Annotated in this window: 23 protein-coding genes and 1 tRNA gene; 8 read left to right on the top strand and 16 right to left on the bottom strand. The window is 66.9% G+C overall.

Going from position 1 to position 25,138, the window contains the following annotated elements; translation table 11 throughout:
* Positions 1–8: 8 nt before the first annotated feature.
* Complete coding sequence (locus OHA42_RS37730; protein WP_406233119.1) at positions 9–857, bottom strand: LLM class flavin-dependent oxidoreductase; 849 nt, start codon at positions 855–857, stop codon at positions 9–11.
* Between the two features lie 364 nt (positions 858–1,221).
* Here OHA42_RS37730 and OHA42_RS37725 point away from each other — a divergent pair, with 364 nt between their 5' ends.
* Positions 1,222–3,012 carry an ABC-F family ATP-binding cassette domain-containing protein gene (locus tag OHA42_RS37725; RefSeq protein ID WP_406233117.1) on the top strand — a complete coding sequence of 597 codons (1,791 nt, stop codon included), beginning with the start codon at positions 1,222–1,224 and terminating at the stop codon, positions 3,010–3,012.
* A 7-nt stretch (positions 3,013–3,019) separates the two neighbouring features.
* Here the strand turns inward: OHA42_RS37725 and OHA42_RS37720 are convergent, their stop codons facing one another.
* Positions 3,020–3,919, bottom strand: a complete 900-nt coding sequence (locus tag OHA42_RS37720) for an Abi-alpha family protein (protein ID WP_406233115.1) — start codon at positions 3,917–3,919, stop codon at positions 3,020–3,022.
* Positions 3,910–5,226, bottom strand: coding sequence for a hypothetical protein (locus tag OHA42_RS37715; RefSeq protein ID WP_406233113.1), 1,317 nt, complete (start codon positions 5,224–5,226; stop codon positions 3,910–3,912). Before OHA42_RS37715 ends, OHA42_RS37720 begins: the two co-directional genes overlap by 10 nt.
* 381 nt (positions 5,227–5,607) lie before the next feature.
* On the opposite strand from OHA42_RS37715, the gene OHA42_RS37710 reads away from it, so the two are divergent.
* Complete coding sequence (locus OHA42_RS37710; RefSeq protein ID WP_406233111.1) at positions 5,608–6,486, top strand: Abi-alpha family protein; 879 nt, start codon at positions 5,608–5,610, stop codon at positions 6,484–6,486.
* A gap of 106 nt (positions 6,487–6,592) precedes the next feature.
* Positions 6,593–7,126, top strand: coding sequence for a nuclear transport factor 2 family protein (locus OHA42_RS37705; protein WP_406233109.1), 534 nt, complete (start codon positions 6,593–6,595; stop codon positions 7,124–7,126).
* Position 7,127: 1 nt separating this feature from the next.
* On the opposite strand, the gene OHA42_RS37700 is transcribed toward OHA42_RS37705, so the two are convergent.
* Positions 7,128–8,771, bottom strand: a complete 1,644-nt coding sequence (locus OHA42_RS37700) for a peptide chain release factor 3 (RefSeq protein WP_406233107.1) — start codon at positions 8,769–8,771, stop codon at positions 7,128–7,130.
* 307 nt (positions 8,772–9,078) lie between these two features.
* On the opposite strand from OHA42_RS37700, the gene OHA42_RS37695 reads away from it, so the two are divergent.
* Entirely contained in the window at positions 9,079–9,690 is a 612-nt protein-coding gene (locus OHA42_RS37695) for a 50S ribosomal protein L25/general stress protein Ctc (RefSeq protein ID WP_406233105.1), read from the top strand.
* A 24-nt stretch (positions 9,691–9,714) separates the two neighbouring features.
* On the top strand, positions 9,715–10,296 hold the full coding sequence (pth, locus tag OHA42_RS37690) for an aminoacyl-tRNA hydrolase (protein WP_366526988.1): 582 nt from the start codon (positions 9,715–9,717) through the stop codon (positions 10,294–10,296).
* A 180-nt stretch (positions 10,297–10,476) separates the two neighbouring features.
* Here the strand turns inward: pth and OHA42_RS37685 are convergent, their stop codons facing one another.
* Together OHA42_RS37685 and OHA42_RS37680 are read right to left on the bottom strand one after the other, a co-directional pair.
* On the bottom strand, positions 10,477–12,123 hold the full coding sequence (locus OHA42_RS37685; protein ID WP_406233103.1) for a fatty acyl-AMP ligase: 1,647 nt from the start codon (positions 12,121–12,123) through the stop codon (positions 10,477–10,479).
* 153 nt (positions 12,124–12,276) lie between these two features.
* Positions 12,277–12,954 carry a lysophospholipid acyltransferase family protein gene (locus tag OHA42_RS37680; RefSeq protein ID WP_406233101.1) on the bottom strand — a complete coding sequence of 226 codons (678 nt, stop codon included), beginning with the start codon at positions 12,952–12,954 and terminating at the stop codon, positions 12,277–12,279.
* An 83-nt stretch (positions 12,955–13,037) separates the two neighbouring features.
* Here OHA42_RS37680 and OHA42_RS37675 point away from each other — a divergent pair, with 83 nt between their 5' ends.
* Positions 13,038–13,610, top strand: coding sequence for a TetR/AcrR family transcriptional regulator (locus OHA42_RS37675; protein WP_406233099.1), 573 nt, complete (start codon positions 13,038–13,040; stop codon positions 13,608–13,610).
* 15 nt (positions 13,611–13,625) lie between these two features.
* Here the strand turns inward: OHA42_RS37675 and egtD are convergent, their stop codons facing one another.
* The 4 genes from egtD to egtA form a co-directional block, all read right to left on the bottom strand.
* Complete coding sequence (egtD, locus tag OHA42_RS37670) at positions 13,626–14,597, bottom strand: L-histidine N(alpha)-methyltransferase (protein ID WP_406233097.1); 972 nt, start codon at positions 14,595–14,597, stop codon at positions 13,626–13,628.
* Positions 14,594–15,448, bottom strand: a complete 855-nt coding sequence (gene egtC / locus OHA42_RS37665) for an ergothioneine biosynthesis protein EgtC (RefSeq protein WP_406233096.1) — start codon at positions 15,446–15,448, stop codon at positions 14,594–14,596. The genes egtD and egtC overlap by 4 nt, the downstream gene beginning before the upstream one ends.
* A gap of 90 nt (positions 15,449–15,538) precedes the next feature.
* Positions 15,539–16,882, bottom strand: a complete 1,344-nt coding sequence (gene egtB, locus OHA42_RS37660) for an ergothioneine biosynthesis protein EgtB (RefSeq protein ID WP_406233094.1) — start codon at positions 16,880–16,882, stop codon at positions 15,539–15,541.
* 148 nt (positions 16,883–17,030) lie between these two features.
* Positions 17,031–18,383: an ergothioneine biosynthesis glutamate--cysteine ligase EgtA gene (gene egtA / locus OHA42_RS37655; RefSeq protein ID WP_406233093.1), complete on the bottom strand. Its 1,353-nt coding sequence runs from the start codon at positions 18,381–18,383 to the stop codon at positions 17,031–17,033.
* A 205-nt stretch (positions 18,384–18,588) separates the two neighbouring features.
* On the opposite strand from egtA, the gene OHA42_RS37650 reads away from it, so the two are divergent.
* Both OHA42_RS37650 and OHA42_RS37645 read left to right on the top strand, forming a co-directional pair.
* Positions 18,589–19,773 (top strand): aminotransferase class V-fold PLP-dependent enzyme, encoded by a 1,185-nt coding sequence (locus tag OHA42_RS37650; RefSeq protein ID WP_406233091.1) that lies wholly within the window; start codon positions 18,589–18,591, stop codon positions 19,771–19,773.
* A 6-nt stretch (positions 19,774–19,779) separates the two neighbouring features.
* Positions 19,780–20,697: a ribonuclease Z gene (locus OHA42_RS37645; RefSeq protein WP_406233090.1), complete on the top strand. Its 918-nt coding sequence runs from the start codon at positions 19,780–19,782 to the stop codon at positions 20,695–20,697.
* A gap of 7 nt (positions 20,698–20,704) precedes the next feature.
* Here the strand turns inward: OHA42_RS37645 and OHA42_RS37640 are convergent, their stop codons facing one another.
* From OHA42_RS37640 to OHA42_RS37615, 6 genes are all read right to left on the bottom strand, one after another.
* On the bottom strand, positions 20,705–21,337 hold the full coding sequence (locus tag OHA42_RS37640; RefSeq protein ID WP_406233089.1) for a DUF2461 domain-containing protein: 633 nt from the start codon (positions 21,335–21,337) through the stop codon (positions 20,705–20,707).
* A 30-nt stretch (positions 21,338–21,367) separates the two neighbouring features.
* Positions 21,368–21,967: a hypothetical protein gene (locus OHA42_RS37635; protein ID WP_406233087.1), complete on the bottom strand. Its 600-nt coding sequence runs from the start codon at positions 21,965–21,967 to the stop codon at positions 21,368–21,370.
* Positions 21,968–22,092: 125 nt separating this feature from the next.
* Complete coding sequence (locus OHA42_RS37630) at positions 22,093–22,353, bottom strand: hypothetical protein (RefSeq protein WP_406233085.1); 261 nt, start codon at positions 22,351–22,353, stop codon at positions 22,093–22,095.
* 133 nt (positions 22,354–22,486) lie between these two features.
* The gene (locus OHA42_RS37625; protein ID WP_366526999.1) at positions 22,487–23,467 is read right to left on the bottom strand and encodes a ribose-phosphate diphosphokinase; all 981 of its coding nucleotides are present in this window, start codon (positions 23,465–23,467) and stop codon (positions 22,487–22,489) included.
* A complete protein-coding gene (glmU, locus tag OHA42_RS37620; protein WP_406233083.1) occupies positions 23,464–24,954 on the bottom strand; it encodes a bifunctional UDP-N-acetylglucosamine diphosphorylase/glucosamine-1-phosphate N-acetyltransferase GlmU in 1,491 nt (496 codons plus the stop codon). The genes OHA42_RS37625 and glmU overlap by 4 nt, the downstream gene beginning before the upstream one ends.
* Positions 24,955–25,026: 72 nt before the next feature.
* Positions 25,027–25,097: transfer RNA gene (locus OHA42_RS37615), tRNA-Gln, on the bottom strand.
* Positions 25,098–25,138: the final 41 nt, after the last annotated feature.

Here is a 25,138-nt window from a genome sequence, read left to right as displayed (position 1 = left end):
ACTCGCGACTAGCCGATGACGTCGGCGAGGCGGTCGACCTGGTCGGCGTCGCCGCCGTAGCAGTAGAGCATCACTTCATCGGCGCCGAGATCGTCGAATTGCTTGATGGCGGCGCGGATTTCGTCGGGTGTGGTGAGCATTCCGGCGACCATGTAGTCGGCGCGGCCACTGAATTCGTAGTAGGCGCCCATGGCAGCCTTGGCTTCCTCGACCAGGTCGGGCGCGCCGAGCGCGACATTGACCTGGGCGACGATGCGGGGCTCACCGGCGCGGCCGTGCTCGGTCCACGAACGGCGGGCGGTATCGAAGAGGCCACCGGCCCAGGACGGTGCCGCGGCGGCGAGGAAGCCGCCGCCCCAGCGGCCGACGCGGTCGATGGCGGCGGGCTGGAAACCGCCGAAGAGCACCTCGGGGCCTTCGGGGCGCAGCGGCGCGGGACCGACCGGGCCGCAGTCGGTGCCGTAGGCCTGGCCGGACCACAGGCGACGCATGATCTCCATCTGCTCGTCCAGGCGGCGGCCGCGGGTGCGGATGTCGGTGCAGGAGGCGATGTGATCGTCCTCGCGACCGCCGACGCCGAGGCCGAGGACAAGGCGACCGCCGGACATGCGGTCGAGGGTGGCGGCTTGTTTGGCGAGCAGCGTCGGCTCGCGCAGCGGTGCGATGAGCACCTCGGTCTGCACTTTGATGCGGCTGGTCGCGCCTGCGAGCATGCCGAGTGCGACCAGGGGTTCCGGGTTGTCGTACACGAGCCGGTCGAGCAGGCCGAGTGTGGAGAAGGGGCCCGCGTCGGCGCGGCGGGCCCAGTCGAGCAGGGCGGCGGGATCGGAAATGGGCAGGCCGAGACCGATGTGCATGAGAAACCTCCAGGTAAGGGGTAGTTGAACCGTGCCGCCCCTCGCACCTCGAGCTGAGGTGGGGCTCCCATTCTGCGGCTTTACTTCGAGAGCGCCATTCGGACTAACATTGTTCGTAACGAACGTTGTTCGATGTGACTACTGTAAACGAACGCCGTTCGTTCCGCAACCCGTGTGTGGCGTCGGCTGGAGCGCGGCCATGACCGGATCGTCGCATCGGTGACTGCCGGATGGATCGGGCGAGTGCCTTATAGAGAGCAAGGCTTTTCGCCCGCCCACTCGTATGGCCTGAGTAGGCGAAGAGCCGGAACAGTACGCTTGCTCCGGGGCGAGCACTCCGCCCGCGCATGACTCGGAAGGATCTATGTCCAACCTGATCAACCTCGAACAGGTCTCCAAGAGCTTCGGGATCACCCCGCTCCTGGACACCGTGTCGCTCGGCGTGCACGCGGGCGAGCGGATCGGTGTCGTCGGCCTCAACGGCGGCGGCAAGACCACCCTGTTGGAGGTGCTGACCGGCCTCGAGCCACCCGACAGTGGCCGGGTGAGCCGAGTCGGCGGTCTGCGAATCGCGGTCGTGACCCAGCGCGGGGTGCTGCCACCTGGTGCGACGGTCGGTTCCGTGGTGCTGGCCGGGCTTGCCGACGACGCGATGACCGACGATGTCGCCGAACACGAATGGGCTGCCAATCCGCGCATCCGCTCGGTGATGGAGGGCATCGGGATCGCTGGGCTCGGCCTGGAGACCTCGATCGACAACCTATCCGGTGGCGAGCGCCGTCGAGTTGCCCTGGCCGCCGCGCTGGTCCGCGATCTCGATCTGCTCGTGCTCGACGAGCCGACCAACCACCTCGACGTCGAGGGTGTGCAGTGGCTGGCCGAACATCTGCTCAACCGCCGCAGTGCACTGGTGGTCGTGACCCACGATCGCTGGTTCCTCGACACCGTCGCCACCAATACCTGGGAGGTCGTCGGCGGCAAGGTGGAAAGCTATGAGGGCGGTTACGGCGACTGGATCTTCGCCCGCGCCGAGCGCGCACGGCAGGCCGACGCCTCCGAAGCGCGACGCAGCAATCTGGCCCGCAAGGAATTGGCCTGGCTGCGGCGCGGCGCGAAGGCACGCACCTCCAAACCGCGCTACCGGGTGGAGGCGGCCGAGGCGCTGATCGCCGATGTGCCGCCGCCGCGCGACAGCGTCTCGCTGGCCGCGTTCGCCAGAAAACGCCTCGGACGGGTCGTCATCGAGCTGGAGGACACCACCCTCGCCACCCCGGACGGCCGGGAGTTGGTGCGCGACTTGACCTGGCGTCTCGCGCCGGGGGAGCGGGTCGGCCTGGTCGGCGTGAACGGATCCGGCAAGACGACCCTGCTGCGCACCCTGGCCGGGGACACGGAACCGGCCGCGGGCAAGCGCATTCAGGGCCAGACGGTGCAGATCGGCTGGCTGCGTCAGGAACTCGACGATCTGCCGACCGATATGCGGGTGCTGGAAGCCGTGCAACAGGTCGCGCAGCGAATCATGCTCGGCGACAAGGAGATCTCTGCGGGCCAGCTGGCCGAACGGCTCGGCTTCACCCCGGCTCGCCAGCGCACGCCGGTCGGGGATCTGTCCGGTGGCGAGCGGCGCAGGCTGCAGCTGACCCGCATCCTGATGGCCGAGCCCAACGTGCTGCTGCTCGACGAGCCGACCAACGACCTGGACATCGACACCCTGCAGCAGCTGGAGGACCTGCTCGACAACTGGGCGGGCACCCTGGTCGTCATCAGCCACGACCGCTACCTGATCGAGCGCATCTGCGACTCCACCTGGGCGTTGTTCGGCGACGGCAAACTCACCAACCTGCCCGGCGGCATCGATGAGTACCTGAAGAAGCGCGCCGCGCAGGGCGATGTCGCGATTCGCGCGGGCGCCACCGAGGTGAAGTCCGCACCTGTGACCGACGCCGCGGCTCAGCGCGCCGCACGCAAGGAACTCTCCAAGCTCGAACGGGCCATCGAGAAGTTCGACGAACGCGAGCAACGACTACACGCCGCGTTGGCAGAGGCCGCGACGGACCCGGACAAGCTGCTCGCGCTCGGCGCGGAGCTCAAGCAGGTGGTCACGGAAAAGGAAGCCGCCGAAGAGCGTTGGATGGAACTGGCCGAAGGCGTCTGACCGTGGGTCAGCTGGTGCCTGCGGCGCGGCCGTCTTGGACGACGACCGGTAGGCAGGTTTGTACGAAGTCGGCGCCGAAGCCGGTGAGTGCGATGCTGCGGTAGTGCACCTTGGTGCCGAATCCGGACCGTTTGAGCACCTCGCGCACGGGGGACTGTGCTTCGAGGAGCTGGTAGCGATTCGCGTTGCCGACCGGTTCCTTGACGAACTCGATCAGGCCGAGCCTGCGCAGGTTGGGCAGGTATTGCTGAATGCGGTTCGGGAAGCGCAGTCCCGCGTGTTCGCCGATCAGGTTGAGTCCGGACATGATTCGCTCGGCGCCGAGGCCACGGGGGCGGCCGGTGCGGATATCGATCGAGGGCTGCGGTCCGTCGAGATGCAGGAAACGCAGGATGCGTGCCTCGTCAGGGGTCAGGTCCGCCAACATCCTGGCGAAGGCCGGGTGGCTGTCGCTGTGCTCCCCCTGCGTGCTTGCCGACAACCGCAGCAGCGCGGCGCCCTGCTCGCGCAAGGTGGGCAGCGCGGCGGGGTCGGGCGGCTCCGGCGTGGCGGGCAGGCGCAGCGCTCGGCGCACCGCATCGCGCACTTCGGCCTCTGCCTCCGCGAGGACCTCCCGTGGTGGCGCACCGGCGACGCTGCCGCGCACGACCGTCGCGCCGACGCCGAGTGCGGTGTCGAAGCTCCACGCGGCGACCTCGGTGGCTGCGGTCACCGCGACCCGCGCAACGCCGGTCGCCGCGCGCACGGTCTTGCGCACGCCGGATTGTCTTCCGCGCGTTGGCGATTCGTCCGCAAACTGGATTTCGGTGACGGGCCGTCGCGCGATCTCCTTCGACGGCGCAGCCGGCTCTAGAGGCTCGACGGCCTGCATATCGTCGCCGTCTCCACCGGGTTCCCTCACCACCATGCTGTTGCCACTCCTGTCCCGAAGATCAGGATATGAGCGTATCCGGCAAACAGGCCGAGCACACCGCCATGGAGGAAAAGCAGCCATTCGTCCTGTTTGATCGCCGATCGCAGCATGTCGACCAGATCGGTGGGCGATAGGGCGGACATTTGCTTGGCGATGTACTCGTTGATCTGCTTGCCCTGCCGGACGTTGAACTCCGGATCGGCGAACGCGATCGGGGCGATGTTCATGGCCTCTGCGGTGAGCGTCGACTGCAGCGCGTTGTACTCGCGGCTGCCGAGCACGAACTTGACCGCCGACTTCGCCGGTCCGAGCGCCCGGTCGGCGGCCGGGCGCAGGGTGTCCTCCAGCATCTGCATCGTGCGGTCCGAGCGCGGACCGTTGAGGAGTTCGTCGCCGATATTGGCAACCGTCATGACCTGGCTGGAGACCAATTCCGCGTAGCCCGCGGTGATTTCGGACTGCCGCTTGATCAGCAGGCCTTGCCGCCACGGGCACCACCACTTCGGGTAGGCGGGCGCGAAGATCATATTGATGCCGACCCAGTTGACCACCCAGCCGATGACGACGCCGCCGATCGGCAGCACCGCGAGCGTGGACCATCCGGTCACGTGCAGGATCGCGACGAGCACGGCGCCCATCGGCGCGCCGAAGTAGAAGCCGAAGTTGATCATGAACCGCAGCTCTTTGGCGCCGAGCACCTGGAACAGCTGATTGAGCAGCTGCGGCCGGGCCTGGAAGTAGCGGATGACCATCTGTTTCACATCGAGCAGCTGATCGATATTCGCGCCGAGTTCGTCGGTGAGGTTGCGCAGGATTTCGGGCAGTTGCTGACGGACCCGGTCGTGCACCATGTCGCGCACCTGGGTCGGCAGGTTGTACCAGAACTGGGGATGTTCGCGGCGCAAGATTTCCTCGACGATGTCGTGGATTTGCGTTTCCGCGATAGTAGTCAAATGTTCGGCGAGGGCGTCCGGCTCAATCTCTCGATAGAAGTCGGCGACGCTGCCCAGTTTCGCGAGCCCTTTGTCGACGGCAATGCTCGCCATCTTGTCCGCACGCGACGGCACGATGCCCTGCCAGCCGATTCGGCCGCCGTAGCTCAGCAGCGGCAGTACCTGAATTCGCTTGGGCAGGTACGGGTATAACGCACGCAGCCCGGGTAACCGAATGCCGTGAAAGGCGATAGGGCGGAACAGCATCAGGACGCCGGTCCAGTTGGTGATGTAGCCGATGATGCCGGTGAAGAGCGGAATCGTAATCAGTTCCAGCGCAATGGTTGGGTGGAACACACTCTCTAACACGACACCCTCCTGCCGATAAACCGGTGATCGCCGCTTCACCGGGAACTCAAAGTAGCACCCTGTCGGCGACTGGACCCTACTGTGAAGTACGGAATGCGGCCAACATCGAGTGTGGCGGGCCACGTCGGATTGTCTGAGACATCAGTCACAGTGCATGTCCAGAATGTCGTACTGCCCATCCGGAGCGGAGACAATGACGACCAACCACATCCCACTCGCCACAGGTACGGGTGCTTGGGGTTTGCGTCGGCGCGGGGCCGGTCGTGAGCGGCACAGTTGTGAGCGGAAGCCACACGGCTGGCGAGTTGGGCATACCTGGAAGGCTGTCGGGCAATAATCTGTGGGCGTATTCGTTCACTAGGCAATACATCGGAGTAGGACGTGGCAGACGACAGGACCGGACAGGACATGGCCCGGGCCGGTTCCCGCGCGGTCGAGCGCAGCTCGGATGTCGAACAGCGGCAGATCAGCAATGAGGCACGGCTGATTCGCGGTGTGTTCCGGGCGGCAGGGCTGGCGGCGGGCACTGTGGTGCGCGGCAGTCAGTGGGCGGTGAACACCTCCTATGAGGTGACCAAGGAGATCACGCAGGCCGCGCTGGACGGAGAGTCCTCGGCCGATATCGCCGAGCGGACCGGCAATGCGCTGCGGTCTATCGCGCGCAGCGCGCTCGGTGTCACCGAGGGCTCGGTGCGCGAAATCGTCAGCTACGTACCGACTTCCAATGGCCCGGCCGCGCAGCAGGCGATCGGCCTCGGCGCTCCGCTGCATTCGGCCTCCATCGAGGACCTGCGCCGCCGCGGTGACGCGCTGCTGGCCCGCTCGGCGGATGTCTACTTCTCCGAGGACGTCCACCCGGCCTACGACCGCATTCTCGACGAGCTGGCTCCGGACGAGGCGCGCATTCTGCGCTTCATGGCGTTGAACGGTCCACAGCCCTCGGTCGATGTGCGGACCAATCGGCCGCTCGGCATCGGCTCGGAGCTGGTGACCGGTGATCTGACCTCGGTGCCGGAGCAGGCCGGCGTCCGCTACCCCGATCGGTCGCGCACCTATCTGATCAACCTCAACCGGCTCGGGCTGACGCTGACCTCGGACGATCCGGTGGTGCTCAGCCGCTACATGGTGCTGGAAGTGCAGCCCGAGGTCGAGGCGGCGCTGAAGAAAGCGGGCCGGGCGCCGAAGATCGTGCGCAAAAGTCTGCGTCTGACCGAGTTCGGCGAGGACTTCTGCCGCACCTGCTTCACGATCGGAAGTTGATCTTCGACACCCCCGGCTTTCCGAATCGGGCGGCCCCGTCATAGCAATCTGATACAAATCTCGCAAATCCCGCAGTACGGCCGCTTCGAATGGGATTGTTTGAGGTATGGATCAGGATGCTGTGTCCGCCATCGGCCGGTTGAAGTTCCGATACCTGCGCGCCCTCGACACCAAATCGTGGGAAGAATTCGCCGACACCATGGTGCCGGAGGCAACGGCGACCTACAGCGAATACCTGCAGTTCGAGTCCCGAGATGCCTTCCTTGCCTTTATGCGCAACACACTCGGTCCGCACGTCATCACCGAGCACAGATGCGATCATCCGGAGATCGACGTCGACGGTGACACCGCCACCGGTACTTGGTATCTCGCCGATACCGTGCTCATCCCGGCGCACAATATGCTGCTGCGTGGCGCGGCGTTCTACACCGACAATTACGTGCTCTGCGGCGACGGCAACTGGCGCATTTCGCACACCGGCTACGAGCGCACCTATGAGGTGGTCCTCTCGCTGAGCGACCTCCCGAGCCTGCGCCTGACCTCCAGCCGCTGGGGCCTCATCGCCCAGGAAGACGGCAGCTTCGCCTCGGTCGAACGAGAACCAACCACCCCGTTGCGGCGGGAGCCGGACGCCGGGTGACTCAGTCGGCGGCGGCGACCAGCGGTTCCAACGTGAGACTCGGCAGTTCCTTCTCGATGTACTGCAGCCGCCACTTGTCGCTGAACAACGCAAGCAGCGCGCCGTCGCTGCGGGTGAAGACCTCCACCCCGCGCTGACGGCTCAGCTCGGGCGCCGACTCGGCGTCGGTGCGCCGCGCCAAGGTGTAGGCCAGGTTTTCCATCCTGGTCTCCACATTGAATTCCGCCATCATCCTGGCGGTGACCACCTCGAACTGCATCGGACCGACGGCCGCGAGCACGGGGGAGGCGTCGCCGCGGATGTCGTTGCGCAGCACCTGCACCACGCCCTCGGAGTCGAGTTGGTCGATGGCCTTGCGGAACTGCTTGTACTTGCCCGCGCTCTCCGCGCGCAGCACCGCGAAGTGCTCCGGCGCGAACGACGGGATCGGCGGGAACTCCACCTTCTTGTCCACGAACAACGTGTGTCCCGGCGCCAGCGCGGTCGCGTTGACCAAGCCGACCACGTCGCCGGGGTAGGCGGTGTCGACGGTGGAACGTTCGCGGCCGAACACGGTCAACGCATACTTCGTCGCGAAGGGCCTGCCGGTCTGTGCATGCGTGACCACCATGCCGCGCTCGAACTCGCCCGAGACGATCCGCATGAACGCCAGCCGGTCGCGGTGCGCCGCGTCCATGCCCGCCTGCACCTTGAACACCACAGCACTGAACGGGTCGGTGGTGTTGCGTGCCGTGCCCGCCACATCGGGACGCGAGCCGGGCGCGGGCGCGAGCGCCACCAGTGCCTCCAGCAGCTGCCGGACACCGAAGTTCAACATCGCCGAGGCATAGATGACCGGTGAGGTCTGACCGGCGAGGAACAGTTCCTGATCGTGGTCCTGTCCGGTGGCCGAGAGCAATTCGCTCTCCTCGGCCGCCGTGGTCCAGGCTTCGCCCTCGCGCGCTTCGGCAGATTCCGGCGTCAGCGATTCCTCCGGCGCGATGGTCGCGCCGCCGGCGGTGCGGGTGAAATGGATGTATTCGACCGCTGCGCCGTCGGGACCGCGGCGCAGCAGGCCGCGGAAGTCACCGGCGATGCCGACGGGCAGGAACAGCGGGGTCGGCGTGAGGCCGATCCGTTCGTGGATCTCGTCGAGCAGTTCCAGCGGTGCCTGGCCCGGCCGGTCCCACTTGTTGATGACGGTGATCACCGGGATGCCGCGGTGGCGGCACACCTGGAAGAGCTTCAGCGTCTGTGGTTCCAGGCCCTTCGCGGCGTCGATGAGCATGACCGCGGCGTCGACGGCGGTGAGCACCCGGTAGGTGTCCTCCGAGAAGTCCGAGTGACCAGGGGTGTCGACCAGGTTGATCACGTTGTCGACATCGGAGCCCGCGGCGCGGTAATTGAACTGCAGCGCGGTCGAGGAGACCGAGATGCCACGGGCCTTCTCCATCTCCATCCAGTCCGAGACCGTCGAGCGGCGTCCGGCCTTGCCGTGGATCGCGCCGGCTTCGGAGATCATCTTGGCGTGCAGTGCGAGCGCCTCGGTGAGCGTCGACTTGCCCGCGTCGGGGTGGGAGATCACCGCGAAGGTGCGGCGCCGGGCAACCTCGGCGGGCAGCCCGCGCGGCGTGGGCGCGACGACACCCTCAGTGGAGGCGGTCAACTTCAACAACCTTTCGCAAACGTCCGATCGGCAACCGCTCCAGCGTACGCGACCGGTATGACCATTGCCCGACGCACGGTAACCACCCGATTCACCTCGCGCATGACCATTGCGCTATGGTGTTCGGGTTGTCTCGGCGAGGGTGACCGCAGACCTTTGCGCTCACCGTGATCGACGCGGCTCGGCTTCCGGCCGTCCTCGTTCGGTCTTCGCCCGACGAGTTGACCAACTTAGAGCCAGGGCGGAAACAGTCCCTGGTGAGCACTGTTGACCAAGCCCGGAAGAGCCGTAGGGAGTAGATCCAGTCATGTCCGACGCCAACGTTCTCGAAGCCGCCGTTCGTACGGAGTTCGGCAAGGGCGCCGCCCGCCGCACCCGTCGTTCCGGCAACGTGCCCGCCGTGCTGTACGGCCACGCCGCCGAACCGCAGCACCTTTCCCTCAACGCACGTGACTTCGCCGCCATCCTGCGTGAGCACGGCACCAACGCGCTGCTGAACCTCGTCATCGACGGCAAGAAGCAGCTCGCGCTGACCAAATCCGTTGTCGTGCACCCGATTCGCCGTTACATCGAGCACGCCGACCTGCTGATCATCAAGCGCGGTGAGCGCGTCACCGCCGATGTGCAGATCGTGCTGACCGGCGAGGCCGCCTCGGCCACCCTGATCACCCAGGAGAGCACCACCCTCTCCATCGAGGCCGACGCCACCAAGCTCCCCGAGTCCATCGAGGTGTCGATCGAAGGCATCGAGGCGGGCACCCAGATCACCGCCGGTGGCATCGAGCTGCCGAGCGGCGTCAGCCTGGCCGGCGATCCGGAAGCCCTGATCGTCAACATCATCGCCGCCCCGGCCTCCGCGCAGGAGACCGAGGAGGCCGCTGCGGCCGCCGCAGAGGGTGCTGCCGAGAGCGCCGAGTAAGAACTCCAGCGGGTCGGTTACTTCATGACCGAATCCACGACCGGGCCCGCGCTCGTAGTCGGACTGGGTAATCCAGGTCCCGAATACGAGCGCACCCGGCACAATGTCGGCTTCATGGTCGCCGACGTGCTCGCGGAGCGCGTCGGCGGCCGTTTTGCCGTGCACAAGAAGTCGGGCGCGGATCTACTGCAGGCCCGCCTCGACGGCCGTCAGGTGCTGATCGCCAAACCGCGATCGTTCATGAACCTGTCCGGTCGCCCGGTCGCCGCACTGGCCCGCTTCTTCTCCGTGCCGCTCACCGAGGTGATCGTCATCCACGACGAACTCGATCTCCCCTTCGGCGCCGTGCGACTCAAGCGCGGCGGCGGCGAGGGCGGCCACAATGGTCTTCGCTCCGTGTCCAGCGCCCTGACCACGAAGGACTACCTGCGGGTTCGGTTCGGCATCGGCCGTCCGCCCGGTCGTCAGGATCCCGCGGATTATGTGCTCAAGCCGTTCTCGGCCCCCGAGCGCAAGGAAGTTCCGGTGATCGTCGAGCAGACTGCCGACGCGGTCGAGCTGCTGCTGCGCGTCGGGCTGGAGACGGCACAGAACCAGCTGCACTGAATCCGCCCGCTCGCGGCACCAATTTCCTACGGGGACAAGGCATGTCGACAGATCAGCGGGGAAAGCGATAGCGCGTCGGGGTGTCGTCCTCGCCCTTGCCGAAGGCGAGGACCTGGGCGGGGGCGAGGCCGAGACGACGGCCGCGGCAGATATTCCTCGCTGCGCCGTGCAGGCTGATGTTCAGTGCAGGTGGATGGCGGTGGCGGAGCGGCGGAGTTTGCCCGAGGAGGTCTTGGGAAGCGCACCCGGACCGAGCACCGTGACGGTGCGAGGGCGGACGCCGACCTCGGTGAAGACCGCATGCACGATCTCGTGCTCGATGCGTTTGACCTCGTCGGCGTTCTGGTGGTCGTTGCTCTCCACCACCACCGCGAAGCTTTCGCGTTTCTGACCGGCGTCGAGACGGACGGCGACCGCATTGCCCGGCCGGACGCCGGTGACGTGCATCGCAGCGCGCTCGATGTCGGTGGGGTAGATATTGCGGCCGCCCATGATGATGACGTCCTTGATGCGGCCACAGACCACGACAAGGCCCTCTTCGGTGAAGTAGCCGATGTCGCCGGTGTCGAGCCAGCCCTCGTCGTCCTGTGCGGAGCGGAAGCCGTTGACGGTGATGTAGCCGGCAGTTACCGCCGGGCCGCGCAATTCGATGACGCCCACCGATCGGGTCGGCAGCGGCTGGCGTTCGGCGTCGACTACCCGGCCCTCCAGGTTGTCGACCAGGTAGCCCAGCGTCGGCAGTCTGCGGACATTGCCCTGGTGCGCATGGTCGTCGTGCACCGGCACCGCCTTACCGAGCGCCTCGAGCAGGTCGGCGTCGACAATGTCGAGCACCTGGCCGTGGCCCGGGTCCGGGACCGAGACAGCCAGGGTGGTTTCGGCCATGCCGTAGACCGGGGTCAGTGCCATCGGGTTGAGCCCGAAGCGTTGTCCGGCCGTGGCAAGCGCGTCCATGGTGTCGGGATCGACCGGCTCCGCACCGTTCCACATGTAGCGGACGCTGCTGAGATCAAGCGATCCCGCCTCCGCCTGCTTCAGCCGGCGAGCCAGCAGGGAGTACGCGAAATTCGGTGCCGCCGTGACGGTGCCGCGGTATTTGTCGATCAGCTCCGCCCACAGCAGGGGGCGCATCAGGAAGTCCAGCGGCGTCACGCACACCACCTCGGCGCCGAATTGCATCGGTACGCTGAGGAATCCGACCATGCCCATGTCGTGGAACAGGGGCAGCCAGCTGATCATCACATCGTCGTCGAGCTGGAACTTCACCCGATCGAACATGGCGTAGGCGTTGACGAAGAAGTTTCCGTGCGTGATCTGCACCGCTTTGGGCGATCCGGTCGACCCGGAAGTCAACTGCTGCAACGCGATATCGGATTCGGTGGTCGGCACCGGATCGGTGTCCTTGCCGTTGTGCAGCTGATCGATGCGCACCACCATGATGCCGCGCTCGCGCAGCAGCGGCTCCGCGGCCTCGAAGGGAGCGCCGAGCACCACGGCCCGCGCCTCGATCATGGTGAGCACGGTCTCGGTGTCGCGAGCCCACATCATCAGATCGGTGCGCGGGGTCGGCTGATGCAACATGGTGATCGACGCGCCCCGCATCCAGATGGCCTGGCATGCGGGTGCGATATCGACCGGCAGGCCGGCGAGCACGCCGACAGCGTCGCCGTGTCCGATCCCGGCTTCGGCAAGTCCACCCGCCATGCGGCGTGCGATCTGATGGATTTCGCCCCAGGTCTGGCGTCGCGGGGCGTCGGGTTCTCCGGTGACAAGCCCGTGGGTGGAGGTGCTGGCCGTCGCGTACATCTCGTCGGTGAACCTGCTCAACGTCCAACTCCCTCATCACGAACGCAGTGGCCGGATCCGCCTCGCCCGAGCGCACTGCAACCGTTTTCCCGGCCTGTCTCCACTATCCCGCCATTTCGGCCCGGCGTTAACCCCTCTTTCGATTCGCCGGCCGATCTGTTGGGGTAATTCCGGCTACTGCCGGCTGCCGAAGGTGGCCGCGTAGCGGTCGACGTAGTGGCGGCCCGACCGCGCGGCGAGCTCCCGCATCAACAGATCGGTTGCGGCACGAACGCGCTCGGCGGGCACCTCGGTGTTCAGCACCATCGGCGGGTAGTAGCGCGGTGCGCCCACATCGATGCGGACCTTGGCGAAGCGCCAGAACCGGCTGCCGCGCGGGTTCACCTTGTCGGTGCCGGACAACACCACCGGGATCACCGGAGCGCCCGTCGCCATGGCGACACGCAGCGCACCTGTTCGGCCGCGGTAGATCCGGCCGTCGGGGGAGCGGGTACCTTCCGGGTGGATCGCCCAGACGCCGCCCGACCGCAGGATCTTCGTGGCGGCGGCGAGAGCGTCCGCGGCCGCGGTGCCGCCGGTCCGGTCCACCGGCACCTGACCTGACGCGGTAAAGAACCAGCGCTGGAAGCGTCCCTTCACCCCGGTGCCGGTGAAGTACTCCTGCTTGGCCAGGAACGTGACTCGCCGAGGCATGACCAGCGCCAGGTACAGCGAGTCGATCACGGCCAGGTGGTTGGCCGCGATGATGACCGGTCCCTCTGTCGGAACATGCTGCAACCCTTCCACTTCGGGTCTGCCGAGCAGCCGCAACAGCGGGCCTAGCAACACGTACTTGAACAGCCGGTACCACACAAGCGCCTCCGAGAAAGTTGGTTGTAGACACTGTCTACAGCACGAAGTAGACAGTGTCTACTCGACGCTGCGACAATGTCGCCATGGTCGGAAACGAGTCACTGCGGGAACGGCTGGTCGGTGCCGGTGTCGAGCTGCTGGAGGAAGTCGGCGCGGGCCAGCTCGGGCTGCGCGCGATCACCAGGGCGGCGGGGGTGTCACATGGTGCGCCGCGCAGGCACTTCCCCACCCACAATGCCTTGCTGGCCGCCATCGCCGCCCGTGGCTTCACGGATCTCATCGAACGGTTCGATGTGGTCGAGGCGGGTGCGGCGACGGCACGCGCGCACCTGGAGCGCATGGGCGCGGCATATGTCGAGTTCGCGGGACTGCGGCCCGAGATGTTCACCCTGATGTTCCGCCACGATCTGCTCGAGGGCTCCGGCGAGAACCTGCGCTCGACGACGCTGCCGCTGTTCCGGCGGTTCGCCGCGCTCGTCCACGAGGCGACCCCGGCGGACACCGACTCGGGTCCGCCGGGGGAGCGGGCGATCGCGCTGTGGACCAATCTGCACGGCATCGCGGCGCTGCAAGCCAACCGCAGCCTTCGACTGGTCGGTCCGGCTATCGATGTGCGAGCACTGGTCGCCCGGGTGATCGAATTGCACGTCGCCTGAACGAGAGGCGAGCGGTCATATTCTCGCTGCGAGTACCAGCGCGAAACGGTTGTCCGGGTCGGTCCAGACGTGTTCGGTGCGGAAACCTGCCGCCGTCAGTTCGGTGTCGAGCCCATTGATGCGGAACTTGGCGGAGATTTCGGTGCGTAGCTGCTCACCGCGGGCGAATTCGACGGTCAGGTCGAGATCGCGGACCCTGACGGTCATGTCCTCGACCGCTTCCAGGCGCATTTCGATCCATTCGTTCTCGGCATCCCAGCGGGCGATGTGCTCGAACTTGTCGGGTTCGAAGTCGGCGTCGAGCCGGTTGTTGAGAACATGCAGGACATTTCGGTTGAACTCCGCGGTGACCCCTGCGGCATCGTCGTAGGCGGGGACGAGGACGGCGGGGTCGATGACCAGGCCGGCCCCGAGCAGCAGTTGTTCACCGGGTTCCAGCACATCGTGGATGCTCGCGAGGAACTCGGCGCGTTCGGCCGGGACGAGATTGCCGATGGTGCCACCGAGGAAGGCGATCATGCGGCGTCCGCCGCCGGGCAGGTTGTGCAGGGTGTCGGTGAAATCGCTGACCACGCCGTGGACGGCTAGGCCGGGGAATTCCGCCGCGATCTCGTCGGCGGCCGCGCGCAGCGCCGAGGACGAGACATCCTGCGGGACATAGGTCTTCAACGGCCCCTCGCTGGTGAGCGCGGAGAGCAGCAGCCGAGTCTTGGCTGCCGAACCGGCGCCCAACTCGACGAGGACCTCGGCCTGCGCGGTGCGCGCGATCTCGCCGACAACCTGTTGCAGCAGTGCGCGTTCGGTGCGCGTCGGGTAGTACTCCGGCAGTTCGGTGATCTGCTCGAACAGTTCGCTGCCGCGGGCGTCGTAGAACCACTTGGGTGGCAACCACTTCGGGTCCGCGGTGAGCCCGAGCCTGGCATCCGCCCGCAACGCCGAGGTGAGGTCGTCGTCGGATAGGTAGATCTCCAGCGTCGGTGCGGTCATAGCGGAGTGCCTTTCGGTATCGCGTCGTTCTCGGGTGACGCGGGTGCGGAGGGAAGCGGATCGACCGACAGCGCGCCGGGCCGTGCGGTGACCAGGCTCCGATCGGGGATCGGCTGCCAGCGGGGGTCGTCATCGAACGGTTCGGAGGAGAGGATGGCGAAGTCGTCGGTGACCAGCGCCGACAGCGAGTGATGCCAGGTGGTCGCCCACAGTTGAACGCCATCGCCGAGCAGGAAGTTCAGCCGCGATTGCGGGGCGTGGGCGAGCACGGCGGAGACCAGCAGGCTGAGTGCGGCGGGCGCGGCACCCCACTCGCCGTCGGGCGCGCTGGTGGCGAGCAGGCCGCGCAGAATCACCCAGAGCATTGCCGAATCGGTGGCCGATTCCGCTTCGAGCAACCGGGTCGGCGTGAACAGCCCGGCACCGAGTTCGGCTGCGGTGCTGTCGAATTCCGCGGCCACCGCGGCGAGCGTGCGCCGCCAATCCGACACCATGCCGTTGTGGCTGAATGCCCAGCGGCCGTGGGTGAACGGCGCGCAGGCGCTCCGCTCGATCGGCATGCCGACGGTGGCCGAGCGTACCGCGGCCAGCACCGCCCACGATTCCAGTTGCGGCAGCACCTCTTCGACGGCCGGGTCGGTCCAGATCGGCGCCGAATTGCGGTAGCGGCTGACCGTCACCGAGTCGTCGCCGTCGCGCCACCAGGCGACACCGAACCCGTCGGCGTTGATCGTGCCGCCACGACGCATGTCTTTCGGCGCCCACGCCTGGGTGCGCAGTGAATGTGTTCCGAGCGTGAGCATGTCACCCACCCGCACCTGCGGGCCGAGGTAACCGAGCTGCCTACACATCGGCGGCTCGCGGGTAGCGCCGATGAAAGCCGATGCCGAGCACCGCATCCCGGCCGCTGTGGCGATCGTGGCCTGCCGCTGCCGTAGTGCTCATTCGCCTTCACCCTGTCGAAGGTCGCGGGCCAGCCGGAAGCCGGAGAAGATCTGCCGCCGGATCGGATGGTCCCAGTTGCGGAAAGTGCTGCGGCAGGCGACGGGATCGGTGCCGAACGACCCGCCGCGCAGCACTCGATAGTCACCACCGAAGAAGACATCCGAGTACTCCGCATACGGAAAGGCACGGAAGCCCGGGTACGGATCGAAACCGGAAGCGGTCCACTCCCAGACATCACCGATGAGTTGGTGCACGCCGGCCGGGGACGCACCCGCCGGGTACGCGCCGACATCGGCGGGCTCCAGATGCCGCTGCCCGAGATTCGCGGTGCTGGAATCGGGTTCGGCATTACCCCATGGGTAGCGACGCGACTCCCCGGTGGCCGGATCGACGCGGGCCGCCTTCTCCCATTCGGCCTCGGTGGGCAGGCGCTTGCCCGCCCAGTTGGCGTAGGCCTCGGCTTCGAACCAGCACACGTGCAGCACCGGCTGATGCAGACGCAGCGCTGTCGGCACGCCGAAAACCCGGCGCCACCACTGCCCGGCCGGATCGCGCTCCCAGAACTGCGGCGCGACGAGCCCGGCCTGCTGACGATGCGCCCAGCCGCGCTCCGACCAGAGCTCAGGTCGGTCGTAGCCGCCGTCGCCGACGAAGGCCAGGTACTGCGCGTTGGTCACCGGCGCCGCGTCGATGGCAAAGGCGGGCACCTGCACTCGGTGTGCGGGGCGCTCGTTGTCCAGGGCCCACGGCTCGGTCGAAGTACCCATGGTGAATTCCCCTGCGGGAATGATCACTTCGCCGCTGACCGGGGTGGTCACCGTCGGTGCTGCGGGCGCGGACAACACGGCGGGCCCGGTTCGCAGCTGATGGGTGGCCAGCATGGTCTCGTCGTGCTGTTGCTCGTGCTGGGCGATCATGCCGAAGGCGAAACCGCCGTCGACGAGCTCCCTGCCGCGTAATGCGCTGCGGTCCAGCACATCCCACACCCTGTCGCGCACAGTGCCGACATAACCTCTGGCCTGCGTCGGGTCCAGCAGCGGCAGCTCGGGCCGGTTGGCGCGCGCGTGCTTGAAGGCGTCGTAGAGCTCATCGATGTCGGCGCGCACCGGCTCACGTCCGCCGACATCGCGCACCAGCCACAGCTCCTCCTGGTTGCCGATGTGCGCGAGGTCCCACACCAGCGGGCTCATCAGCCGGGAATGCTGGGCGATCAGCTCGGCCTCGTCGAGGCTGTCGGTGAGGGTGAGGGTGCGCTCGCGCGCCCGGGTCAGAACTTCGGCGATCTGGTCCCGGAGCCGTTCGGTCTCGGTGTTGTCGGTGCTCGGGTGATGAATGGTCACGAGAGTGCTCTCCACAGTTGGTCATGGTCGGCCGGCGAGCTGATTCGGCCGCTGCGCGCGACCCTTCCCCGCGCGGGCATGGGTGTCGTCGGCACGTCAGCGGGTAATCGGCTGCCCGCGTGGGAAACTCCAACGCGCGCAACCGTGATCACGACCCTCCTCCTGCGCTGTCGGCGACGGCCTCGTCGGTCGGAGTGCGACCACCACGACATCGCCGGAGCGCTCCGGCGATCTCGCGGGCCGCGTCCGGTGTGGCCGCATACGCCTCGGCGAGGGTCAACAGCTCGACAGCTACCGACCGGATCTGCGGGTCGGCCAGGCCGCAGCGCGCCGCGTGCAGCCACTGTCCGGCGAGCGGCGCGGCCACCGCGGTCGCCTCGGCCACCGCGGCAGGGGTCGACATGAGCGCGTCGAACACATGGATCGGGACCATCCAGTCGTCGTCGGGCTGGGCGTCGAGGTAGCGGACCTCGAGGTGCCCCGCCGCGCGCACCGGCGGGAACAACGTGGTCAGGTGGTAGTCGAGATCTCTGATATCAGGGCGGCGACCCACCTCGTCGTCGAGCGCGCCGGAAAGCCAATCGGCGAACGAAGCCCCCGGCGGTGCGGACCAACCGGGATCGTGCCCGTTGTCGCCCGCTCCGGTCGCGGCGGCATCGCCATCGTGCGCCGGGTCCGGCCTGCGCACGCACAGCAGCGGCACATCCAGCGCCCACCTGCCGTAGTCGGCGATCGGATCCGGCCAGGCCTCCACCGGTGGGCGGGTGCGCGCGTGGTCGAGTCGCAACCAGGTGCGCATCCGTTGCGAGGCCCAATCGCCCACCGGCGCACCACGCAGTGCGGGCGAACAGGCGAATGCGGCAAGCAGTGCGGGACCGATCGCGTACAGCGCCGTCCAGCGGGCCGTGACCTCCGCGCGATCGGCGCCCGCATCGACGCTGACCTGGGTGGCCGCGGTATTGCACATCATGAGTTTGCCGAAGGGGCCGATACCGCCGAAGGACTGCTCCATGGCGCGATAGCGCGGCAGCTGCAACACCCGTTTGGGGCGGCGGTCCGCGTCGGCGGCGGCGGAGACAGTGCGGATGGATCGGGATTCGAGAAGATCCCGCAACATCCGGGAGTCGATGCGCAATCCCTCGCACAGCTGCGCGGCAGCGGCGAACGGGGCGCTGGAGAGTTCGATCTGACCGCCGGGTTCGATGGTGACCCGGCTGCCCCCCGGCAGTGAGAGCGCCGGTGAATCGGGGGCGATGGACCTCGGTGCATAGGGTCCGAGAGCAGCTGCGAGTGCAGCCAGTTGCGGGCGGGGAGCGGCCGATCGGCCTGACGTCGAACACTCACCCTGCACGGTGAGCCACTCGAGTTCGGCGCCGATCAGCGTGGGTGGTCCCAATTTGAAACAGACGCCACCCACATAGGCTTCGGCCGCGACCCGCGAGGACAGATCCCCGTCCTGGATGGCGCTGACCGATTCCGGATGTTCCAGCGTGACCGCCATACCAACCTCCGCTGATGAGTCCGTCGGCGGCCGGACGGGTAGGTCCGTCCGAGCGCCCTGGTCGGCGGGTTCGTGTCCGCCTTAGCTGGTGTATCGCTGTGGCAGCGTGTTGCATTCCGCGTACGCCGACTCAAACCAGGGTAGCGAGCGAGACCGACAAAAAAGCGACAAGATTTCGAACTCCTGACCGGATATGGTCGTCGGCATGCTGGACGACCATCGCGTACGGGACGACACTCCAGGCATCTCGTCGAGCTCGGGAACCGGGTTGGTTTTCCTCGACAGCGCGGGATCGTCACTGCCACCGCGGACTGTCACCGACACCGTCGTCGATCACCTGCGTCGTGAAGCCGAGATCGGTGGCTACCGTGCAGCAAATGAGCGTCTCGACGATCTCGCCGCTGTGAAAACCGTGATCGGCACGCTCCTCAACGCCGACCCGGCAAGCATCGCGCTCAGCGACAGCGCCACCCGCTCCTGGGCCGATTTCTTCTACTCGGTGCCGCTGTCGCCGGGCGATCGCATCCTGATCTCCGGCGCCGACTACGCGAGCAACGCCATCGCGGCATTACAGCGCGCGGAGGCGACCGGAGCAACCGTGCAGCACATCCCCAGCGACAGCAGTGGCCAGCTCGATCTCGACGCCCTCGCGGCTATGATGGACGAGCGCGTCAAGCTGGTCTCGCTGCTGCACGTGCCGACCAACGGCGGACTGGTCAACCCGGCCGCCGAGGCCACCAGGATCGCGCACACGGTCGGCGCCTTGGTGTTGCTGGATGCCTGCCAGTCCGCAGGGCAGCTCCCGATCGATGTGGTCGAACTCGGCGTCGACGCGCTCTCGGTGACCGGCCGCAAGTGGCTGCGCGGACCGCGCGGCACCGGATTTCTATACCTGCGTCCGGAATTGGTCACGTCGATGGTGCCCCAACGTCTCGACCTGCACAGCGCAGGGTGGACGGCGCCCGACACCTACACCCTCGCCCCCGATGCGAGGCGATTCGAATTCTGGGAATGCGATGTCGCGGCCCGCCTCGGCTTGGGCGCCGCCGTGCAGTACCTGCTCGACCTCGGCCCCGACGACGTCTACGCCGCTATCGCGGCCCGCGCGGAGTACTTACGCAAGTCGCTGCCGGAGATCGACGGCGTCACCGTCCGTGACATCGGCATCAGGCACAACGGCATCGTCTCCTTCACCGTCGACGGCATCGACTCCGTCGATGTCCGCGATCATCTTGCGGCACAAGAAATTACGGTGACGGTCAGTCACGCCTCCTCCACGCTGTTGGATATGACCGCGCGTGGTCTGGCGTCGGTGGTCCGTGCCTCCCCGCACTGCTTCGTCAGCTTCGAGGAGCTGGACCGTTTCGTGGCCGCCGTCGCAGCGCTCTGAGCACCCATGTCACCACGCGAACTCGTCGTCCTCGGCACCGCGAGCCAGGTGCCGACCAAACAGCGCAACCACAACGGGTACCTGCTCCGATGGGGCGAGGAGGGCCTGCTCTTCGATCCCGGCGAGGGCACGCAGCGGCAGATGGCGTACGCGGGGGTGTCGGTCACCGATATCACGCGCATCGCGGTGACCCACTTCCACGGCGACCACTGCCTCGGCCTGCCCGGGGTGATCCAGCGGATCAATCTGGACCGAGTCCCGCATCCGGTCGACGTGTACTACCCCGCCTCCGGCGAGCAGTATCTCGACCGGCTCAGTAATGCCACCGCCTTCCATCACACGGTCGAGCTGCGCAGGCATCCGATCACCGGGCCGGGCTCGTTGGCCGCCTCCGGCGCGCCTTTCACCCTGGCCACGGTGCCGCTGTCGCATCCGGTCGAGGCCTTCGGCTACCGGATCACCGAACCCGACGGTGTCCGTATGCTGCCGGATCGACTCCGTGCCATCGGGCTGCGCGGACCGATCGTCGGGCAGTTGCAGCGACAGGGTTCGATCGAATGGGGCGGGCGCACAGTCACTTTGGCCGAAGTCAGTGCGCCGCGGCGGGGGCAGAGTTTTGCGTTCGTGATGGACACTCGGCTCTGCGCGGGCGTCCACGAGCTGGCCGCCGAGGTGGACATGCTGGTGATCGAGGCGACGTTCCTGGACGCCGATGCCGGCCTCGCCGAGGAGTACGGGCACCTCACCGCAGGACAAGCGGCCAGGGTGGCCGCGGCAGCGGGCGTGCGCATGCTCGTGCTGACGCACTTCTCCCAGCGATACCGGGACCTCGACGAGCATTTCGCCGAAGCCGCACGGCATTTCACCGGCCCGATCGTTGTCGCGGAAGACCTGGCGAGAATCCCGCTGCCGCCCCGTCAGTAGGCCGGGCTCATCCCACGACGGCCGCAAGCCATTCGATGAGGGGGCGCATCCCTTCCCACGCGGCGCGAATCTCCTTCGCGGCCCTCGGCTTGTCGAGCCATGGCGGCGCGCCGAATTCTTTACTGCAGGTGAGGGATTTGTGGCGCAGCAGATCGATGCGGGGATGGTCGGCTTCGTAGCCCTTCGGCTTGGTTTTGAGCTTGTCCCCGCCGATCGTGTACCCCGCTTTGGTCAGCTTCGCGAGGATGGCCTCCAGCTCGGCGCCGCGCACCTCGTCGGCGATGGTCGCGCGCAGTTGGGCGACCTGGGTGGGGGAGCCCGAGTAGAAGCCGCCGCCGATGAACAACCCGGCCGCGCTGATCTGCACGTACCACCCGGTACCCGGTGCGACGCCTGCCACCGCGCCCTGCGCGGTCTTGTACGGCGATTTGTCCTTCGAGAAGCGGACGTCGCGGTACGGGCGGAAGATCTTCGCGGTGCCGAAGTCCGGCTCCAGTTCCGCGGCGAGTGCGACCATCGGCGCTTTCACCGACTGTTCGTAGACGTCCTTGTGCGCATTCCAGAAGGCCTTCGAATTGTCGGCCTCGAGGTCCTCGTAGAAGTCCAATCCCGCCAGGGGGAACCCACCGAATCCGCTCATGGAGAAAAATCTACCCGGTGGGTTCCCCGGTCAGCTCTGGTCGGGGAGTGCGTCGCCGGCCAGCACGATGTAGCTCACGACGATTCCGATGACCATGGCGACAGCGGCGACGATGACGGCGACCTTGCCGAGGGATTCGCCCTTGTTGCGGCCGATGACGCCGAGAATGATGCCTGCCGGGCCGAACAGGATGGGGCAGAACAGCAGCGATAGCGCCGCGCAGACGAAGGCGATGATCGAATAGATCTGAGCGCCGGATCGTTGGGGCGCGGCACCGTACCCCTGATACGGCTGCTGGGTGTACGCGGGGAACCCGACGTAGGGCGATTCCTGCGGGGCTCCGGTCTGCGGGTAGTTGTCCGGCCCGCCGGCCGCGGGAGTTGCCCACTCCGTGCCTGAAGGTGGCAGCGGCTCAGGCTCTTTGGCGAGCGACGGTGATCCGGCATCCGGCGGCTGTGGCGCATCGCCGCTGGGCTGTGGCGCATCGCCGGTGGGCTGTGGCGCATCGCCGGTGGGTTGGGGCGCGCTGCCGGGTTGCGCCGGGGGCGCTTCGTCTTCGGGCGGTCGGGGTGCGCTGCCGGTCGGCTCGGCCGCCTTGTCATGGTTGTCGGGATGCTGCGGAGTAGTCATGACGCCCTCCTCGTGTGTGTCCGGGTCGCGCTCTGCGGGGTACCACGGTGGAGCCAGCCCTCACACGATCACGCGTTCCGATTTCCCCGGACGCGTCGGGCCTGTTTACTCGGCAGGGAACGGTGTCATACCTCGGAATCGTCGATGATCACCATGGCGGCGACCTCCGCGGGACGTTCGTCGGCTTCGGCGTCTTCGGTAGCCTGACTGCCTGGCGTCCACTCCTGCTCGAGCTCCTCGGTGATGCCGAGGCGGCCGGCGTCGTCGTTCTCGTGGTCACGAATCTGCAGGTCGGCGGGTGGATCCTCGATATTGCGCTCGTACTCCCTGATCTCGTCCGCCTGCTTGTCGTCACCCATGTCGGTGTCCAGCGATTCACGGTCCATACGACCAGTATCCTCCGGCGCCCATCCTGCAAATGGGACCCGACACGGCTAACGTGTAACCGCAGCCGCGGACCACCGACGCGAAACGGCGGCCGGGACCCGTGGTCCCGGCCGCCGTTTCCGAGGCTATGCCTTAGGCGTTGCCGTTGAAAAGGCCGGTGACGGAACCGTTTTCGAAGACCTCGCGGATGGTGCGGGCCAGCAGCGGCGCGATGGAGAGGACGGTCAGCTGCGGGAACTTCTTGTCCTCGCTGATCGGCAGCGTGTTGGTGACGACGACCTCTTTGGCCCCGCAGTTCGCGAGGCGCTCGGCGGCCGGATCGCTCAGCACGCCGTGCGTGGCGGCGATGACGACGTCGCCCGCGCCGGCTTCCTTGAGGACCTTGACCGCGCCCGCGATGGTGCCACCGGTGTCGATCATGTCGTCGATCAGGATGCAGGTACGGCCCTCGACCTCACCGACGACCCGATTGGACTTGACCTGGTTGGGCACCAGCGGGTCGCGGGTCTTGTGGATGAACGCCAGCGGCGAGCCACCGAGCGAGTCGGCCCACTTCTCGGCGACGCGCACGCGACCGGAGTCGGGAGAGACCACGGTGATGTGCTCGAGGCTGTAGTTGTTGCGCACGTACTCGGCGAGCTGCAGCTGCGCATGCATGTGATCGACGGGCCCGTCGAAGAAGCCCTGGATCTGATCGGTGTGCAGGTCGACGGTGATGATGCGGTCGGCGCCTGCGGTCTTCAGCAGATCGGCAACCAGACGGGCGGAGATGGGCTCACGGCCGCGGTGCTTCTTGTCCTGGCGGGCGTACGGGTAGAACGGCAGCACCGCAGTGATCCGCTTGGCCGAACCACGCTTGAGCGCATCGATCATGATGAGCTGCTCCATGAGCCACTGGTTCAGCGGCGCCGGAAAGCTTTGCAGGACAAACGCATCGGATCCGCGGACCGACTCCTCGAAGCGGACGAAGATCTCGCCGTTGGCGAAGTCGCGCGCGGTCTGTGGGGTGACGTGCACGTCGAGCTCTTTGGCGACCTGCTCGGCCAGCTCAGGATGCGCGCGCCCAGAGAAGAGCATCAGGTTCTTCTGATTGTCGGTCCATGACGCGGTCACTGCTGTTTGCCATCCTTTTGCTCGATTGCCTGACTCGACATCTCGTTGGCCGCGATGGCTTCCGCCGCCGCGTGCGCCGCAGCAGTTCCGGGACGGTACCGCTGGACCCAGTTTTCGATATTGCGCTGTGGTCCACCTGACACCGCGAGAGCCCCCGGTGGAACGCTTCTGCGCAGTACAGTACCCGCCGCCGTATAAGCGCCGTCACCCACGGTGACCGGTGCGACGAACATGGTGTCGCTCCCGGTGCGCACATGCGATCCGACAGTGGTGTGATGCTTCTTCACTCCGTCGTAATTCACGAAAACGCTCGACGCACCGATGTTGCTGTGTTCGCCGATGGTGGCATCGCCGACATAGGTGAGGTGCGGTACTTTCGAATGCGCGCCGATCGTGGCGTTCTTGGTCTCGACGAATGCGCCGAGCTTGCCGGACTGCCCGACCACGGTGCCGGGTCGCAGGTAACTGAAGGGGCCGATAGTCGCGCCCGGGCCGATCATGGCCTGGTCGCCGTGGGTCCGCACGACGCGAGCGCCGACGCCGACGACCACATCGGTCAAGGTGGTGTCCGGTCCGATCTCGGCGTCCTCGCCGATGTCGGTGCCGCCGAGCAGCTGCACCCCCGGCCGGATCACCGCGTCCCGCGCGATCTTCACGTTCGCGTCGACCCAGGTGGTCGCGGGATCGACGATGGTCACCCCGGCCCGCATATGCCGCTCCAAGATGTAGCGGTTGAGCGTGCGCGCGGCGTCCGACAGCTGCACCCGATCGTTGACGCCGGTGACCTTCGCCGCGTCGATGAGCCGGGCGCCGTGCACCGGATGTCCGGCTTCGCGGGCCAATCGCAGCACATCGGTGAGGTACAGCTCGTGCTGGGCGTTGGCGGTGGACAGTCGGCCGATCATGGTGCGAAGCACTGCGGCGTCGAAGGTGTACACACCGGAGTTGACCTCGTTGATCGCGCTCTGTTCCGGTGTGGCGTCGGCATGTTCGACGATCTCGGTGACCTGGCCGTTGGCATTGCGGACGATGCGGCCGTAGCCGTTCGGGTCGTCGGGCACGAAGGTCAGCACCGTGACCGCGGAGCGTTCGGCATAGCTGCGGTGCTCATCGAGTAGCGCAGACAGGGTGTGCCCGTCGAGTAGCGGCACATCGGCTGAGGTGACGAGCAGGTCGCCGGTGAAATCTTCGGGCAGCGCCTGCAGCGCGCATTGCACGGCGTGTCCGGTGCCGAGCTGTTGTTCTTGGATTGCGGTAATGATCTCGCGGCCGAGATCGGTGGCGACGGCGCCGACCGCGGCGCCGACTTGCTCGCGGTCGTGTCCAACCACGGTGATGAGAAACGCGGGGTCGATCTCGTTAGCCGCATGCAGCGCGTGTGCGAGCATGCTTCGACCGGCGAGCGAATGCAGCACTTTAGGGGTCTTCGACCGCATCCGCGTCCCGGCACCAGCTGCGAGAACGACGACGGCGGTCTGCTGTGGCATGGATCTCCCTCGGCTGCCTGTCATCGTGCTGGCCAACGTGCGGGGCCAACGATAGGCCATCGTGCCGGTGAGCTCCGCCGCCAGGACTCGAACCTGAACTATCTGAACCAAAATCAGAGGTGCTGCCATTACACTACGGCGGATTATCACACCGGCGGATGGGTGAACCCGCCGCTGTGCTCGA

Origin of the sequence: Nocardia sp. NBC_01009 (assembly GCF_045208035.1) — a bacterium.
Lineage (GTDB): Bacteria > Actinomycetota > Actinomycetes > Mycobacteriales > Mycobacteriaceae > Nocardia.
The sequence above is the reverse complement of the archived record's forward strand: the minus strand, read 5'-3'. Positions and strand labels throughout refer to the sequence as shown.

What these genes read in the sequence shown, in the direction of transcription:
- OHA42_RS37730 (WP_406233119.1), bottom strand. Translation starts at nt 857, where the DNA reads ATGCACATCGGTCTCGGCCTGCCCATTTCCGATCCCGCCGCCCTGCTC.
- OHA42_RS37725 (WP_406233117.1), top strand. Translation starts at nt 1,222, where the DNA reads ATGTCCAACCTGATCAACCTCGAACAGGTCTCCAAGAGCTTCGGGATC.
- OHA42_RS37720 (WP_406233115.1), bottom strand. Translation starts at nt 3,919, where the DNA reads ATGGTGGTGAGGGAACCCGGTGGAGACGGCGACGATATGCAGGCCGTC.
- OHA42_RS37705 (WP_406233109.1), top strand. Translation starts at nt 6,593, where the DNA reads ATGGATCAGGATGCTGTGTCCGCCATCGGCCGGTTGAAGTTCCGATAC.
- OHA42_RS37695 (WP_406233105.1), top strand. Translation starts at nt 9,079, where the DNA reads ATGTCCGACGCCAACGTTCTCGAAGCCGCCGTTCGTACGGAGTTCGGC.
- pth (WP_366526988.1), top strand. Translation starts at nt 9,715, where the DNA reads ATGACCGAATCCACGACCGGGCCCGCGCTCGTAGTCGGACTGGGTAAT.
- OHA42_RS37675 (WP_406233099.1), top strand. Translation starts at nt 13,038, where the DNA reads ATGGTCGGAAACGAGTCACTGCGGGAACGGCTGGTCGGTGCCGGTGTC.
- egtD (WP_406233097.1), bottom strand. Translation starts at nt 14,597, where the DNA reads ATGACCGCACCGACGCTGGAGATCTACCTATCCGACGACGACCTCACC.
- egtC (WP_406233096.1), bottom strand. Translation starts at nt 15,448, where the DNA reads ATGTGTAGGCAGCTCGGTTACCTCGGCCCGCAGGTGCGGGTGGGTGAC.
- egtA (WP_406233093.1), bottom strand. Translation starts at nt 18,383, where the DNA reads ATGGCGGTCACGCTGGAACATCCGGAATCGGTCAGCGCCATCCAGGAC.
- OHA42_RS37650 (WP_406233091.1), top strand. Translation starts at nt 18,589, where the DNA reads ATGCTGGACGACCATCGCGTACGGGACGACACTCCAGGCATCTCGTCG.
- OHA42_RS37645 (WP_406233090.1), top strand. Translation starts at nt 19,780, where the DNA reads ATGTCACCACGCGAACTCGTCGTCCTCGGCACCGCGAGCCAGGTGCCG.
- OHA42_RS37640 (WP_406233089.1), bottom strand. Translation starts at nt 21,337, where the DNA reads ATGAGCGGATTCGGTGGGTTCCCCCTGGCGGGATTGGACTTCTACGAG.
- OHA42_RS37635 (WP_406233087.1), bottom strand. Translation starts at nt 21,967, where the DNA reads ATGACTACTCCGCAGCATCCCGACAACCATGACAAGGCGGCCGAGCCG.
- OHA42_RS37630 (WP_406233085.1), bottom strand. Translation starts at nt 22,353, where the DNA reads ATGGACCGTGAATCGCTGGACACCGACATGGGTGACGACAAGCAGGCG.
- glmU (WP_406233083.1), bottom strand. Translation starts at nt 24,954, where the DNA reads ATGCCACAGCAGACCGCCGTCGTCGTTCTCGCAGCTGGTGCCGGGACG.